The following is a 14,757-nucleotide window of genomic DNA, read 5'->3' as shown; positions in this document are numbered from 1 at the left end:
CCGATCAGTGGCGCGGTGAACGCGCCCTGACCGGTACCGGCTGGGCCACCAGCACGATGCCGGAAAAGCCCAGCACCAGGAAGCAGAACATCTGCCAGCGCTCGCCCACGGAAATACCGTAGCGCAAGGTGTAATACCCCACGCAGGCACCGAAGCCGAGCAACAGCATCTGGCCGCGGAACTGCCGCCACCAGGCCGCCAGGCCGTCCACCCTCGCCAGCACTGCCAGCTGGGTCAACAAGCCAAGCAACGCCACGCCGATCAACCAGCGGTCGATCTGCCCGGCGATATCCTGCACCAGCAGCGGGGCCAGGCCACTGACCTTGAGCGCAGGCACCAGCCCGACATGGAACACCCACAGGCCACCGACCCAAAAAACCTGGGCCAGTTGCCAGAGGATCCCCTCGAGGGATGGCGCCCGCAGGCGTCGGTCAGATGTGCTTGACTTCGACAATCTCGTACTCGACCGTGCCACTAGGCGTCTTGACGACGACAGTATCACCTTCTTCCTTGCCGATGATGGCACGGGCAATGGGTGCGCCGCTCGACAGCTTGCCCTGCTTCACGTCAGCTTCATCCTCGCCAACGATCTGGTAGGTCACCTCTTCATCGGTTTCAGTGTTGGCCAGTACCACGGTGGTACCGAAAATCACCTTGCCGGTGTGAGGGATGGTGGTCACATCGATGACCACCGAATTCTGCAGACGGCCTTCGATATCACGGATACGCGCTTCGACCATGCCCTGCTCCTCACGGGCGGCATGGTATTCGGCGTTTTCCTTGAGGTCACCCAGCTCACGCGCTTCACCAATGGCCTGACTCAGGCGCGGGCGCTCGGTCTTGCTCAGGAACAGGTGCTCTTCTTCCAGGGCGCGAGCGCCCTGGACGGTCATCGGGTATTTGGTAATGCTCATGCTTTCAGTCCTGCATGCAGATCCTGCAAGCGACGAACGGTCTTTTCCGGACCGAATTTCAGCGCTTCGCAGATGGCTTCACCAGCCGCAATGGTAGTGGTGCAGTAAATCTTGTGCTGCAGCGCATTGCGACGAATCGAGTAGGAGTCGGCGATCGACTGGCGACCTTCGGTGGTGTTGATGATCAGCGACACTTCGTCGTTCTTGATCATGTCGACCACGTGAGGGCGACCTTCGGTCACTTTGTTCACACGGCGCACTTTCAGGCCAGCCGCCTCGATAACCTTGGCGGTGCCGGCAGTGGCAACCACTTCGAAGCCCAGGGCGATCAGGTCGCGGGCAACGCCGGCCACTTGTGGCTTGTCGTCGTCGCGCACGCTGATGAACGCGGTACCGCCAGTCGGCAGCACTTCGCTGGCACCCATCTGGGCTTTGGCGAAGGCTTCACCGAAGCTGTCACCGACACCCATGACTTCACCGGTCGATTTCATCTCAGGGCCGAGGATCGGGTCAACCCCTGGGAACTTGGCGAACGGGAAGACGGCTTCCTTCACGCTGTAGAAGTTCGGGATGATTTCCTGTGTGAAACCCAGCTCTTTCAGGGTTTTACCCGCCATGACACGGGCTGCGATCATCGCCAGGGACGTGCCGATGCACTTGGACACGAACGGTACGGTACGCGAGGCACGCGGGTTGACTTCGATCACGTAGATCTTGTCGCCCTGCAGGGCCAACTGCACGTTCATCAGGCCGACTACGCCCAGCTCCAGCGCCATTTTCTTGACCTGAACGCGGACTTCGTCCTGCACTTCCTTGCTCAGCGAGTAAGGTGGCAGCGAGCACGCCGAGTCGCCGGAGTGTACGCCGGCCTGCTCGATGTGCTGCATGATCGCGCCGATGACCACGTCGGTGCCGTCGCACACCGCATCCACGTCCATCTCGATGGCGCAGTTGAGGAAGTGGTCGAGCAGTACCGGGCTGTCGTTCGACACTTGTACCGCTTCACGCAGGTAGCGCTTGAGCTCGTCCAGCTCGTAGACGATCTCCATGGCCCGGCCGCCCAGCACGTAGGACGGACGCACGACCAGCGGGTAGCCGATGCTGCCCGCAGCACGGATAGCTTCTTCTTCGCTGCGCACGGTGGCGTTTGGCGGCTGCAGCAGGCTCAGGCGCTGAACCATCTGCTGGAAGCGCTCACGGTCTTCGGCGCGGTCGATGGCGTCAGGGCTGGTACCGATGATCGGCACGCCAGCTTCTTCCAGAGCGCGGGCCAGCTTCAGCGGGGTCTGGCCGCCGTAGTGAACGATCACGCCCTTCGGCTTCTCGACGCGGCAGACTTCCAGCACGTCTTCCAGGGTCAACGGCTCGAAGTACAGGCGGTCGGAAGTGTCGTAGTCGGTGGAGACGGTTTCCGGGTTGCAGTTGACCATGATGGTCTCGTAACCGTCTTCACGCAGCGCCAGGGCGGCGTGTACGCAGCAGTAGTCGAACTCGATACCTTGGCCGATACGGTTCGGGCCGCCACCCAGGATCATGATCTTGTCGCGGGTCGACGGATTGGCCTCGCACTCTTCCTCGTAGGTGGAGTACAGGTAGGCGGTGTCGGTGGCGAACTCGGCGGCGCAGGTGTCGACGCGCTTGTACACCGGGAACACTTCCAGCTTGTGGCGGTGGCGACGCAGGTTCTTGTCGGTGATACCCAGCAGCACTGCCAGGCGCTGGTCCGAGAAGCCCTTGCGCTTGAGGCGCAGCATGTAGTCCTTGTCGATTGCCGACAGGGCCAGGGTCTTGACCTTCTCTTCTTCCTTGATCAGGTCTTCCATCTGCACCAGGAACCACATGTCGATGCCGGTCAGATTGAAGATTTCTTCGCAGGTCATGCCCGAACGCATGGCGTCAGCCACATACCAGATACGCTCGGCACCCGGCACGGTCAGTTCGCGCTTGAGGATGCTGGCGGCTTCCGGGCTGGCCAGGTCGACTTTCGGGTCGAGGCCGCAGGCGCCGACTTCCAGGCCGCGCAGGGCTTTCTGCAGGGATTCCTGGAAAGTACGGCCGATGGCCATGACTTCACCCACGGATTTCATCTGGGTGGTCAGGCGGGCGTCGGCTTTCGGGAATTTCTCGAAGGCGAAGCGTGGCAGCTTGGTGACGACGTAGTCGATCGACGGCTCGAAGGACGCCGGGGTGCGACCGCCAGTGATGTCGTTCTGCAGCTCGTCGAGGGTGTAACCAATGGCCAGCTTGGCGGCGATCTTGGCGATCGGGAAGCCGGTGGCCTTGGAGGCCAGGGCGGACGAACGCGATACGCGCGGGTTCATCTCGATGACGACCATGCGGCCGGTGTTCGGGCAAATGCCGAACTGGACGTTGGAACCGCCGGTTTCCACACCGATTTCACGCAGCACCGCCAGCGAGGCGTTGCGCATGATCTGGTATTCCTTGTCGGTCAGGGTCTGTGCCGGGGCAACAGTGATCGAGTCACCGGTGTGCACACCCATCGGGTCGAAGTTTTCGATCGAGCAGACGATGATGCAGTTGTCCTTCTTGTCGCGGACCACCTCCATCTCGTATTCCTTCCAGCCGATCAGCGATTCGTCGATCAGCAGCTCTTTGGTCGGCGACAGGTCCAGACCACGGGTGCAGATTTCTTCGAACTCTTCACGGTTGTAAGCGATACCGCCGCCGGTGCCGCCCATGGTGAACGACGGGCGAATGATGCATGGGAAGCCGAGCTTCTCGAGGACCGCATTGGCCTCTTCCATGCTGTGGGCGATACCGGAGCGCGGGCACTCCAGGCCGATGTCCTTCATGGCCTTGTCGAAGCGCGAACGGTCTTCGGCCTTGTCGATGGTGTCAGCGTTGGCACCGATCATCTCCACGCCGAACTTCTCCAGAACGCCGTGGCGCTCCAGGTCCAGGGCGCAGTTCAGGGCGGTCTGGCCACCCATGGTCGGCAGGACGGCGTCCGGGCGCTCTTTCTCGATGATCTTGGCCACCGATTGCCACTTGATCGGCTCGATGTAGGTGGCGTCGGCCATGGCCGGGTCGGTCATGATGGTGGCTGGGTTGGAGTTCACCAGGATGACGCGGAAACCTTCCTCGCGCAGGGCTTTACAGGCCTGGGCGCCGGAGTAGTCGAATTCGCAGGCCTGGCCGATCACGATCGGGCCAGCGCCGAGAATCAGGATGCTTTTGATGTCTGTACGTTTTGGCATGGTGGTCACTCAAATCCGGGGTCAGTCGGCAAGCCGCTTTGAACAATCTGGGTCAGGCGCTGCCGGGCGCGGCGTGTGCCGGCCCGGGGCCTTGAAGCAGGATGCTCAGCGGCGCTTGGCCATGGCATCGGTGAAACGATCGAACAGAGGCGCGACGTCGGTCGGGCCCGGGCTCGCTTCAGGGTGGCCCTGGAAGCTGAACGCGCTCTTGTCGGTACGCTCGATACCCTGCAGGGTGCCGTCGAACAGCGACTTGTGAATGGCGCGAACGTTACCCGGCAGGGTCGCCTCGTCAACGGCGAAGCCGTGGTTCTGGCTGGTGATCATGACCACACCGGTATCCAGGTCCTGGACCGGGTGGTTGGCACCGTGGTGGCCGTGGCCCATTTTCACGGTCTTGGCGCCGGACGCCAGGGCCAGCAGCTGGTGGCCGAGGCAGATGCCGAATACCGGAATCTCGGTTTCGAGGATTTCCTTGATCGCCTGGATCGCGTAGTCGCACGGCTCAGGGTCACCAGGGCCGTTGGACAGGAACACGCCGTCCGGGTTGAGTGCCAGCACTTCGCTGGCCGGGGTCTGGGCTGGTACCACGGTCACGCGGCAGCCGCGGGCCACCAGCATGCGCAGGATGTTCAGCTTGACGCCATAGTCGAAGGCAACCACGTGGTACGGCAGGTCGGCAGCGTCGATGGTCGGGTGGCTGTCGGTTTTCAGCTCCCACACACTGGAGCGCCACTCGTAACGTTCCTTGGTGGAGACGACCTTGGCCAGGTCCATGCCCTTCAGGCCCGGGAAGCCGCGGGCAGCGGCGATGGCAGCTTCTTCGCTGATGTTGTCACCTGCCAGAATGCAGCCGTTCTGGGCGCCCTTTTCACGCAGGATACGGGTCAGGCGACGGGTGTCGATGCCGGCGATGGCGACGACGTTGTTGGCCTTGAGGTACTCAGGCAGCGACTGGGTGTTACGCCAGTTGCTGGCCAGCAGCGGCAGGTCACGGATGACCAGGCCTGCGGACCAGACGCGGTTCGACTCGGCGTCTTCCGGGGTAGTACCGGTGTTGCCGATGTGCGGGTAGGTCAGGGTAACGATTTGCTGCGCGTAGGAAGGGTCTGTAAGGATTTCCTGGTAGCCGGTCATAGCGGTGTTGAATACCACCTCACCAACGGTCTGACCGTCGGCACCGATGGCTTCACCGCGGAAAATACTGCCGTCGGCAAGGGCGAGTATGGCTGGCTTTGTCAAGAAGACCTCCCGTAAATCAAGCATGAAAGGGCGATCGCAGGTTGCAAAAAAGCGGAGTGACGTATGGACACGTCACCCCGCTTTCATGTGCTGAATTCAATTCGCTGCGCGCTTTTAGTGGACACACTAAAGCTGTAGCTTACAGAAAAGTGTGTTTTCGGTCTACCGCGGATGTGTCTCTAAAACACATCAATGCGACAGACTGACATCTGTGTTGGCTTCTACGCGGGCTGGTGCGCTTCCACAGGGATCGCACCAGCCCAAGAGCAACGCCGCACCTGTGGGAGCGGGCAAGCCCGCGAAGAAGCCCACACCACACTCACGGCTTAACGCAGCTCAAGCACATCCTGCATGTCGTACAGCCCCGGCTCGCGCCCGTCCAGCCACAGCGCCGCACGCACGGCACCCTTGGCGAAGGTCATGCGGCTGGAGGCCTTGTGGGTGATTTCCAGGCGCTCGCCTTCGGCAGCGAACAACACGGTGTGATCGCCCACCACATCGCCGGCACGCACGGTGGCGAAACCGATGGTTTTGCGATCACGCGCGCCGGTTTGCCCTTCACGGCCATACACGGCCACTTCCTGCAGATCACGGCCCAGCGCATTGGCAACCACTTCACCCATGCGCAGTGCAGTACCCGACGGCGCATCGACCTTGTGCCGGTGGTGCGCCTCGATGATTTCGATATCGACATCATCGCCCAGCACCCGCGCAGCCATATCCAGCAGCTTGAGGCTAAGGTTGACACCCACGCTGAAGTTGGCGGCGAACACGATTGGAATGTCCTTGCCGGCCTCCGCCAACAACTGCTTCTCTTCGACTGTAAAACCGGTCGTGCCGATGATCATCGCCTTGCCGTGCTTGCGGCAGAACGCGAGGTTTTTCAGGGTCACCGAGGGGTGAGTGAAATCGATCAGCACATCGAACTCGTCGGCAACCTTGGCCAGGTCGTCGGACAACAGCACGCCAATTCGGCCAAGTGCCGCCAGCTCTCCGGCATCAGCCCCGACCAACGAGCTGTCAGGGCGATCGATCGCCGCAGTCAGCCCCGCGCCCGGGGTTTGTTGCACGGCTTCGATGAGGGTTTTGCCCATCCGCCCCGCCGCGCCCATCACTGCAATACGTCGCATAACCTGTTCCTTGTCAGAGATCGCCGAAGAAGCGCTTCACACCATCGAACCAGCCGCTGGCCTTGGGCGAGTGGGAACTGTCACCTTCCAGCGAATCACGCAGCTCTTCGAGCAGCTCGCGCTGACGGCGACTGAGATTGACCGGGGTTTCTACGGCCACACGGCACAGCAGGTCACCCGCACCACCACCACGCACCGGGGCAACGCCCTTGCCACGCAGACGGAACTGCTTACCAGTCTGGGTGCCTTCCGGAATCTTCAGCTTCACGCGACCATCCAGGGTCGGCACTTCCAGCTCGCCACCCAGGGCAGCATCGGTGTAGCTGATCGGCACTTCACAGTACAAATGCTTGCCGTCGCGCTGGAAAATCTCGTGCTCACGCACGCTGATCACCACGTACAGATCGCCAGTCGGGCCACCATGAGTACCGGCCTCGCCCTCACCCGACAGACGGATACGGTCGCCGGTATCGACACCTGCCGGCACCTTGACCGACAGCGTCTTGTATTCCTCGACACGACCTTCACCATGGCACGAAGTGCACGGGTCGGTAATGATCTTGCCTTGGCCATGGCAGCGCGGGCAGGTTTGCTGCACCGAGAAGAAGCCTTGCTGCATGCGTACCTGGCCGATGCCGCCACAGGTCGGGCAGGTCGACGGGGTCGAGCCCTTCTTGGCACCGGAACCGTCGCAAGGCTTGCAGTTGACCAGGGTGGGCACGCGGATGCTGACCGTGGTGCCACGCACCGCTTCTTCCAGGTTCAGCTCCAGGGTGTAGCGCAGGTCGCTGCCGCGCTGGGCACCGCCTCGACCGCCACCGCGACCACCGCCGCCGAAGAAGTCGCTGAACACATCGCCGAAGATGTCGGAGAAGTTGGCACCACCAAAGCCGGCACCACCGCCACCCATGCTTGGGTCGACACCTGCATGGCCATACTGGTCGAAGGCCGCACGCTTGCTCGCGTCCGACAGCACTTCGTAGGCCTCGTTGGCCTCCTTGAACTTGTCTTCCGATTCTTTATCGCCCGGGTTGCGGTCCGGGTGGTACTTCATCGCCAAACGGCGGTAAGCCTTCTTGAGGTCCGCTTCAGTGGCGCCGCGCTCGACACCCAGGACCTCATAATAATCACGCTTGGACATAGGTCATTTGCACCTTGTTGGGCGTGTGGCATCTGCGCCACGCCATCAGCACCCGCGTGCGACCCTCAAGAGCCGCTGACAGATGCTGTAAAAATTCTCGAATTCCAGATACGCCAACGCGGGAGCAAGCCCCCGCGCGGCGACATCCTACCAGCTCACCGGCAAACGACGGTGAACCGGCCGACAACATGCAGGGATTACTGCTTGTTGTTGTCTTTCACTTCTTCGAACTCGGCGTCAACCACGTCATCGTGCTTGGCTTCCGGCTCGGCCTGCTGCGCGCCACCCTGAGGCTGTTCAGCCGACTGCTCGGCGTACATCTTCTGGGCAACCGGGGCAGAGACCTTGGACAGCTCTTCAACCTTGGCGTCGATGGCAGCCTTGTCGTCGCCTTTGACAGCGGCTTCCAGGGCAACAACGGCGGCCTCGATGGCGGTTTTCTCTTCAGCGGTAACCTTGTCACCTGCATCAGCGACCATCTTACGGGTCGAGTGTACCAGCGCGTCACCCTGGTTACGGGCAGCAGCCAGCTCTTCGAACTTGCGGTCTTCCTCGGCGTTGGCCTCGGCGTCACGCACCATGCGCTCGATCTCTTCGTCCGACAGGCCGGAGTTGGCCTTGATCACGATCGACTGAGTCTTGCCGGTGGCCTTGTCTTTCGCACCTACGTGCAGGATGCCGTTGGCGTCGATGTCGAAGGTCACTTCGATTTGCGGCACGCCGCGCGGTGCTGGCGGAATGTCAGCCAGGTCGAACTTGCCCAGCGACTTGTTCTGCGCAGCCTGCTTACGCTCACCTTGCAGCACGTGAATGGTCACGGCGCTCTGGTTGTCGTCGGCAGTCGAGAACACCTGCGACTTCTTGGTCGGGATGGTGGTGTTCTTCTCGATCAGCGCGGTCATCACGCCGCCCATGGTTTCGATACCCAGGGTCAGCGGGCTTACGTCCAGCAGCAGGACGTCTTTCACGTCACCGGCCAGTACCGCGCCTTGGATGGCAGCGCCCATGGCGACGGCCTCGTCCGGGTTGACGTCCTTGCGCGCTTCTTTACCGAAGAAGTCGGCCACTTCTTTCTGCACCAGCGGCATACGGGTCTGACCGCCGACCAGGATCACGTCGTCGATCTTGCTGGCGTCGATGCCGGCGTCTTTCAGGGCGATGCGGCAAGGCTCGATGGTACGCTTGACCAGGTCTTCGACCAGCGACTCCAGCTTGGCGCGGGAGATCTTCACGTTCAGGTGCTTAGGACCGGTGGCATCTGCAGTGATGTACGGCAGGTTGACGTCGGTCGACTGAGCGGACGACAGCTCGATCTTGGCTTTTTCTGCGGCTTCTTTCAGACGCTGCAGGGCCAGAGGATCGTTCTTCAGGTCCATGCCCGACTCTTTCTTGAACTCGTCGACAAGGTAGTCGATCAGGCGCATGTCGAAGTCTTCGCCACCCAGGAAGGTGTCGCCGTTGGTAGCCAGTACTTCGAACTGGTGTTCACCGTCGACTTCGGCGATTTCGATGACCGAAACGTCGAAGGTACCACCACCCAGGTCATAAACGATGACGGTGTGGTCGCCCTTGGCCTTGTCCATACCGTAAGCCAGTGCAGCGGCAGTCGGCTCGTTGATGATGCGTTTTACGTCCAGGCCAGCGATGCGGCCGGCGTCTTTGGTAGCCTGACGCTGGCTGTCGTTGAAGTAGGCCGGAACGGTGATGACCGCTTCGGTGACTGGCTCGCCGAGGTAGTCTTCGGCGGTCTTCTTCATTTTCTTCAGGACTTCGGCGCTGATCTGCGGCGGAGCCATTTCCTTGCCAGCAGCCTCGACCCAGGCGTCACCGTTGTTCGCCTTGACGATCTTGTACGGCACCAGCTTGATGTCTTTCTGCACGACATCTTCTTCGAAGCGGCGGCCAATCAGGCGCTTCACTGCGAACAGGGTGTTGTGCGGGTTGGTGACCGCCTGGCGCTTGGCCGACTGGCCAACCAGGATTTCGCCATCGTTGGCGTAGGCCACGATCGAAGGGGTAGTACGCGCACCTTCGGCGTTTTCGATGACTTTGACGTTACCGTTTTCCAGAATGGAGACGCACGAGTTGGTGGTCCCCAGGTCGATACCGATGATTTTACCCATGTTAACTCTCCCGAAACTTGAATTTGGTAGCAGCGACTACTTTGGCCAACTGCGGTAATACTTGAAGGCTTGACACCTAGATGGGGATGCCCCGAAGGATTTCAAGCCTTTTCATTGATCGAGGGTTGCGCCGCGCTCGGCGCCTTGCTGACCACCACCATGGCGGGGCGCAGCAGGCGGCCGTTCAGCAGGTAACCCTTCTGGAACACGTTCAACACGCTGTTTGGCTCGACCTCGGCGTTTTCCTGCATGGCCATGGCCTGGTGGTGCTCAGGGTTGAACGGCTGGCCGTGCGGGTCGACGGCTTCAAGGTTGTAGCGCTTGAGGGTGTCCTGGAACATCTTCAGGGTCAGCTCGACACCTTCGCGGATCTGCTTGACGTGCTCATCGTCGGCACTGGAGTGAGCAAGGGCCAGTTCCAGGCTGTCGATCACCGGCAGCAAGTCGCTGGAGAACTTCTCCAGGGCGAACTTGTGGGCTTTCTCCACATCCTGCTCGGCACGACGGCGTACGTTCTGCAGGTCGGCAACGGCGCGCAGCGCCTGATCCTTGGCTGCGGCCAGCTGTTCCTCGAGCTCCAGAACACGGGTATCAGCTGCATTGCCTGCACCGGTTTCTTCCACGTTAAGGTCTTTCTCGTTCAGCTGCTCATCAGCCATGGGGTCTCTCCTGCGCAATTTTGTGGACTGCGAGCCAGGCTCGCCTTGGATGTCGGCTATATGGGGCCGGAAAAACCAGGTTCAAGGGGCAAGGTGGTTTTCAAGGCTGCAACATAATCTGCGAAGGGGCATTGGCAGGCCTGAAAAAAGTACTGTATAAATAACCAGACCTGATTTCCGGGAGCCGACCCCATGCTGGTGCACCTGTCCATTCACAACTACGCCATCGTCGAGCACCTCGACCTCGAAATCGCCCGTGGCATGTCCGTCATCACTGGCGAGACCGGCGCCGGCAAATCGATCATGCTTGACGCCCTCGGCCTTGCCCTGGGCGACCGTGCCGACAGCGGCGTGGTGCGCCCCGGCACCGACAAGGCGGACATCCTGGCCACCTTCGACCTGGTGGACATTCCCGAAGCGCACGCCTGGCTGGCCGAGCGCGACCTGGACAACGAAGGCCTGTGCATCTTGCGCCGGGTGATCACCGCCGAAGGCCGCAGCCGCGGCTACATCAACGGCACGCCCTGCCCGCTCGGCGACCTCAAGGCGCTGGGCGAACTGCTGATCGATATCCACAGCCAGCACGAGCACCAGTCCCTGCTCAAGACCGACACCCACCGTCGCCTGCTTGACGAGTATGCCGGCGCCGTCGACCTGGCCCGCCAGGTACAGCTTGCAGCCAAGCGCTGGAACCAGACCCGCCTGGAGCTGGAGCGCCTGTCCAACTCGGGCGACGAGCAGCGCGCCCGCCACCAGCTGCTCAGTTACCAGCTGGAAGAACTGGACAACCTCGGCCTGGGCGAGCACGAACTGGAGCAGCTGGAACAGGAACACAAGAACCTGACCAGCGCCGAAGCCCTGTTCGGCATCTGCCGCCAGGTCATCGACCAGTGCAGCGAAAGCGATTCGGGCAATGTGCTCAGCGCCCTCACCTCCAGCCTCAACCGCCTGGGTGCCGCCACCAACTCGCCCAAGGCGCTGAGCGAAGCGGCCAACCTGATCGCCAGCGCGCAGATTCAGGTCGAGGAAGCCGTGGGCGAACTCAACCGCTTCCTCGACAACTTCGACGCCGACCCGATGCGCCTGCAAGCCCTGGAAGAGCGCCTGGACACCATCTACACCCTGGCGCGCAAACACCGGGTGCACCCCACCGAACTGCCCCACCTGCAACAGCAACTGATGGAGGAGCTGGAAGGCCTTAACGCCAGTGACGAGTCGATCGAGCGGCTGGGCGAAGAGCTTGCCGCCTACGCCCAGCACTATAAAGAGAAGGCACGCGAACTCAGCGGCCTGCGCCAGCAAGCAGCGCAGCAGCTGGCAGGCGCGGTGGAGCAGGAAATCCAGCGCCTGGGCATGCCTGGCGGGCGCTTCTGCATCGAACTGACAGCGAACGAAGGCACCGAACTGTCACCCCATGGCCTGGAGCAGATCGAACTGCTGGTCAGTGCCAACCCTGGCCAGCCGCTCAAGGCCCTGGCGAAGGTGGCGTCGGGTGGCGAACTGTCGCGTATCAGCCTGGCGATCCAGGTCATTACCGCGCAGACCTCGCGCATTCCTACCCTGGTGTTCGACGAAGTCGACGTGGGCATTGGCGGGCCAACGGCAGAAATCGTCGGCCAACTGCTGCGGCGCCTGGGCGAACGCGGCCAGGTACTGACCGTGACCCACCTGCCGCAGGTGGCGGCGCAGGGGCATCACCATTTGTTCGTGCACAAGGTGCGCAACAGCGACACCACCCACACCGCCGTGGCTAGCCTTGGCAAGCGTGAGCGCGTGGAAGAAGTGGCGCGGATGCTCGGCGGGATCGACCTGACCAAGGAGTCCCTGGCCCATGCACGCAAGATGGTGGTGAGCGGCAAGGCCTGAGCCTTGCTTTTCCAGGACGATTCGCGGGCACGCCCGCTCCCACTGGGTGATCACAGGATCTGAAACCTGAGGTGTACCTGTGGGAGCGGGCGCGCCCGCGAAGAGGCCGGCACGGACAACACATCTTTCAGCCCCAGAAAGCACAAAGGCGACCCGAAGGTCGCCTTTGCTATCCATAACGAAAAACCGTTACTTCTTCTTACGCACATACAGGACCAGATTGTGGTCCACCAGCTCGAAGCCATGCTCGGCCACGATTTCGCGCTGGCGCTTCTCGATTTCGGCATCCATGAATTCGATGACTTCACTGGTATCCACGTTCACCATGTGGTCGTGGTGACCGCCATCGGCCAGCTCGAACACTGCATGACCGCCGTCGAAGTTGTGGCGAACCACCAGACCCGCCGCCTCGAACTGGGTCAGCACGCGATAGACGGTGGCCAGGCCTACATCCTCGCCAGCCTCCATCAGCGCCTTGTAGACATCCTCTGCACTCATGTGACGCTGCTCGGTAGAGTCGAGCATCTGAAGGATCTTGACTCGAGGCAGGGTCACCTTGAGACCGGCTTTGCGCAATTCGCTATTTTCAACCATGGTCAGCTTTCTCGCCGATGCTGCTTCGCAGCTTCTCTTAATACGGGTATGATCGGGGTTTACGTTGTCCAGCCAAGATAGTGGAAGTCGCCCACCGATGCAAAACACCAAGCTCTTGCTAACCAGCCTCACCCTAGTGGGACTGCTCGCACTCGCCGGTTGCTCGTTTCCCGGGGTTTACAAAATCGACATCCAGCAGGGCAATGTCGTCACGCAAGACATGATAGACCAATTACGCCCGGGAATGACCCGCCGGCAAGTAAGGTTTATCATGGGCAACCCGCTTATTCAGGACACCTTCAACACCAATCGTTGGGATTACCTGTACAGCCTGCAGCCTGGTGGCGGTAAGCGCCAGCAAGAACGCATGAGTGTATTTTTCAACGAAAGCGATCAACTGGTCAGCCTGTCTGGCGACTTCATGCCAGGCGTCAGCCGCGATCAGGAAATCCTCGGCGGCAGCAGCGATACCACCGTCAGCCCGGCCACCGAGCCAGGCCAGACCGAACAGCCGGCAGCGCAACCTGAAGAAAAACCGGCCAAGCCTGGTTCGACCGAAGAGTCCATCCAGCGCGAGATCGACACCATCGAGACCACCCCGGTCCCGACCCCGGCACCGCTGGAAACCCGCTAAGCGGGAACAGCAGATGCAAAAAAGCCCGGACCTGGTCCGGGCTTTTTGTTTGTGCCTTATCCGTCAGGCATTCAATTGCTTGGCACGCTGACAGAACGCATCGACCAGTGTGTTGGCCGCCTGATTGAACAGCGGGCCCAACGTGGCGCGCACAATCGGCCCAGCGTAATCGAAGGACAGGTCCAGGCTGATCTTGCAGGCTTTTTCACCCAGCGCCTTGAACACCCAAACACCATGCAGCTGGGTGAACGGCCCTTCTTCGAGGTTCATTTCGATGGACTGCCCCGGCACCAGCACGTTACGCGTCACGAAGTGCTGGCTCATGCCACCCTTGGCCACTTCGAGCTTGGCACGCATGTGTGTATCGCTGGTTTCGATCACCGTCGAGGCCGAGCACCACGGCAAAAATTCAGGGTAGCTGGCCACATCGTTGACCAGATCGTAAAGCGCCTGGGCGGGGTATGGCAGCAGGGCGGAGCGTTGAATATGGGTAGTCATCCAGGCGTCACTTCCAAGGCTGGGTGGCGGCGCTTCGCAGCGTGCCGAAAACAGGTTCTGTGCGTATGACAGGGTTTGTATTGTCCGGTATTCATTCCAGTGGCTCAAGCACACCGAAATCCCATAGCGGACGACGCGCGGACTTGCCTATAATGCCGCCCCTATGGCTAAGCAAAAAAAACATCCGACCGGGACCATCGCGCAAAACAAGAAAGCGCGACACGATTACTTCATCGAACACAAGTTCGAGGCCGGGCTGGTCCTGTCCGGCTGGGAAGTAAAAAGCCTGCGAGCCGGCAAGGCGCACCTGACTGACAGCTACGTGCTGCTCAAGGACGGTGAGGCCTGGCTGTTCGGCAGCCACATCACCCCGCTGACCACGGCCAGCACCCACGTCATCGCCGACCCTACACGCACCCGCAAGCTGCTGCTGAACAAGCGCGAGCTCGAGCGCGTGGAAGCGGCTGTGGCGCAAAAAGGCTACACCTGTGTGGCTTTGGCGCTGTACTGGAGCAAGCACCTGATCAAGTGCGAAATCGCACTGGGCAAGGGCAAGAAGGAATTCGACAAGCGCGACACCATGCGCGAACGCGATTCCAACCGCGAGCTGCAGCGGGCTGTGCGGAACAAGGGCAAGGAAGAGTAACTACTCTTCAGCCTGTTCCGGCCTCTTCGCGGGCAAGCCCGCTCCCACAGGAATGGCACCAGATTCAAGCCCGGCGCCTATCCTGTGGGAGC

At 61.3% G+C, this 14,757-nt stretch carries 13 protein-coding genes; 3 read left to right on the top strand and 10 right to left on the bottom strand.

The genetic code is table 11. The annotated features are described in order from the left end of the window. Positions 1-4: 4 nt before the first annotated feature. The 8 genes from C4Q27_RS15610 to grpE form a co-directional block, all read right to left on the bottom strand. Positions 5-454: a hypothetical protein gene (locus C4Q27_RS15610; protein ID WP_012053750.1), complete on the bottom strand. Its 450-nt coding sequence runs from the start codon at positions 452-454 to the stop codon at positions 5-7. Beyond that, on the bottom strand, positions 432-908 hold the full coding sequence (greA, locus tag C4Q27_RS15605) for a transcription elongation factor GreA (protein WP_024717413.1): 477 nt from the start codon (positions 906-908) through the stop codon (positions 432-434). Before greA ends, C4Q27_RS15610 begins: the two co-directional genes overlap by 23 nt. A 2-nt stretch (positions 909-910) precedes the next feature. Further along, a complete protein-coding gene (gene carB / locus C4Q27_RS15600; protein ID WP_010955363.1) occupies positions 911-4,132 on the bottom strand; it encodes a carbamoyl-phosphate synthase large subunit in 3,222 nt (1,073 codons plus the stop codon). 105 nt (positions 4,133-4,237) lie between these two features. After that, positions 4,238-5,374: a glutamine-hydrolyzing carbamoyl-phosphate synthase small subunit gene (gene carA / locus C4Q27_RS15595; RefSeq protein ID WP_003249935.1), complete on the bottom strand. Its 1,137-nt coding sequence runs from the start codon at positions 5,372-5,374 to the stop codon at positions 4,238-4,240. Between the two features lie 326 nt (positions 5,375-5,700). Then, on the bottom strand, positions 5,701-6,504 hold the full coding sequence (dapB, locus tag C4Q27_RS15590) for a 4-hydroxy-tetrahydrodipicolinate reductase (RefSeq protein ID WP_003249933.1): 804 nt from the start codon (positions 6,502-6,504) through the stop codon (positions 5,701-5,703). Positions 6,505-6,517: 13 nt separating this feature from the next. After that, positions 6,518-7,645 (bottom strand): molecular chaperone DnaJ, encoded by a 1,128-nt coding sequence (gene dnaJ / locus C4Q27_RS15585; RefSeq protein ID WP_020193785.1) that lies wholly within the window; start codon positions 7,643-7,645, stop codon positions 6,518-6,520. 197 nt (positions 7,646-7,842) lie between these two features. After that, a complete protein-coding gene (dnaK, locus tag C4Q27_RS15580; protein ID WP_010955366.1) occupies positions 7,843-9,768 on the bottom strand; it encodes a molecular chaperone DnaK in 1,926 nt (641 codons plus the stop codon). 101 nt (positions 9,769-9,869) lie between these two features. Then, the gene (gene grpE / locus C4Q27_RS15575; protein WP_010955367.1) at positions 9,870-10,427 is read right to left on the bottom strand and encodes a nucleotide exchange factor GrpE; all 558 of its coding nucleotides are present in this window, start codon (positions 10,425-10,427) and stop codon (positions 9,870-9,872) included. Positions 10,428-10,619: 192 nt separating this feature from the next. On the opposite strand from grpE, the gene recN reads away from it, so the two are divergent. Then, positions 10,620-12,293: a DNA repair protein RecN gene (gene recN / locus C4Q27_RS15570; protein WP_064493339.1), complete on the top strand. Its 1,674-nt coding sequence runs from the start codon at positions 10,620-10,622 to the stop codon at positions 12,291-12,293. Between the two features lie 189 nt (positions 12,294-12,482). Here recN and fur read toward each other — a convergent pair whose 3' ends face one another. Continuing rightward, positions 12,483-12,887 carry a ferric iron uptake transcriptional regulator gene (gene fur, locus C4Q27_RS15565; protein ID WP_003249922.1) on the bottom strand — a complete coding sequence of 135 codons (405 nt, stop codon included), beginning with the start codon at positions 12,885-12,887 and terminating at the stop codon, positions 12,483-12,485. 97 nt (positions 12,888-12,984) lie between these two features. Between fur and C4Q27_RS15560 the strand changes: the two genes are divergently transcribed. Further along, positions 12,985-13,521: an outer membrane protein assembly factor BamE gene (locus C4Q27_RS15560; RefSeq protein WP_010955369.1), complete on the top strand. Its 537-nt coding sequence runs from the start codon at positions 12,985-12,987 to the stop codon at positions 13,519-13,521. A gap of 63 nt (positions 13,522-13,584) precedes the next feature. Here the strand turns inward: C4Q27_RS15560 and C4Q27_RS15555 are convergent, their stop codons facing one another. Continuing rightward, entirely contained in the window at positions 13,585-14,019 is a 435-nt protein-coding gene (locus C4Q27_RS15555; protein ID WP_014592414.1) for a type II toxin-antitoxin system RatA family toxin, read from the bottom strand. A gap of 163 nt (positions 14,020-14,182) precedes the next feature. Here C4Q27_RS15555 and smpB point away from each other — a divergent pair, with 163 nt between their 5' ends. Further along, the gene (gene smpB / locus C4Q27_RS15550) at positions 14,183-14,665 is read left to right on the top strand and encodes an SsrA-binding protein SmpB (RefSeq protein ID WP_003249914.1); all 483 of its coding nucleotides are present in this window, start codon (positions 14,183-14,185) and stop codon (positions 14,663-14,665) included. Positions 14,666-14,757 lie beyond the last annotated feature (92 nt).

Source organism: Pseudomonas sp. SWI36, from assembly GCF_002948105.1.
GTDB classification, from domain to species: Bacteria; Pseudomonadota; Gammaproteobacteria; order Pseudomonadales; family Pseudomonadaceae; genus Aquipseudomonas; species Aquipseudomonas alloputida.
This window is presented reverse-complemented; position numbering and strand designations above follow the sequence as displayed.

Bases quoted from the DNA above. Each gene is read 5' to 3' on its own strand.
- carB (WP_010955363.1), bottom strand. From the start codon at position 4,132: ATGCCAAAACGTACAGACATCAAAAGCATCCTGATTCTCGGCGCTGGC.
- dapB (WP_003249933.1), bottom strand. From the start codon at position 6,504: ATGCGACGTATTGCAGTGATGGGCGCGGCGGGGCGGATGGGCAAAACC.
- dnaJ (WP_020193785.1), bottom strand. From the start codon at position 7,645: ATGTCCAAGCGTGATTATTATGAGGTCCTGGGTGTCGAGCGCGGCGCC.
- dnaK (WP_010955366.1), bottom strand. From the start codon at position 9,768: ATGGGTAAAATCATCGGTATCGACCTGGGGACCACCAACTCGTGCGTC.
- grpE (WP_010955367.1), bottom strand. From the start codon at position 10,427: ATGGCTGATGAGCAGCTGAACGAGAAAGACCTTAACGTGGAAGAAACC.
- recN (WP_064493339.1), top strand. From the start codon at position 10,620: ATGCTGGTGCACCTGTCCATTCACAACTACGCCATCGTCGAGCACCTC.
- fur (WP_003249922.1), bottom strand. From the start codon at position 12,887: ATGGTTGAAAATAGCGAATTGCGCAAAGCCGGTCTCAAGGTGACCCTG.
- C4Q27_RS15560 (WP_010955369.1), top strand. From the start codon at position 12,985: ATGCAAAACACCAAGCTCTTGCTAACCAGCCTCACCCTAGTGGGACTG.
- C4Q27_RS15555 (WP_014592414.1), bottom strand. From the start codon at position 14,019: ATGACTACCCATATTCAACGCTCCGCCCTGCTGCCATACCCCGCCCAG.
- smpB (WP_003249914.1), top strand. From the start codon at position 14,183: ATGGCTAAGCAAAAAAAACATCCGACCGGGACCATCGCGCAAAACAAG.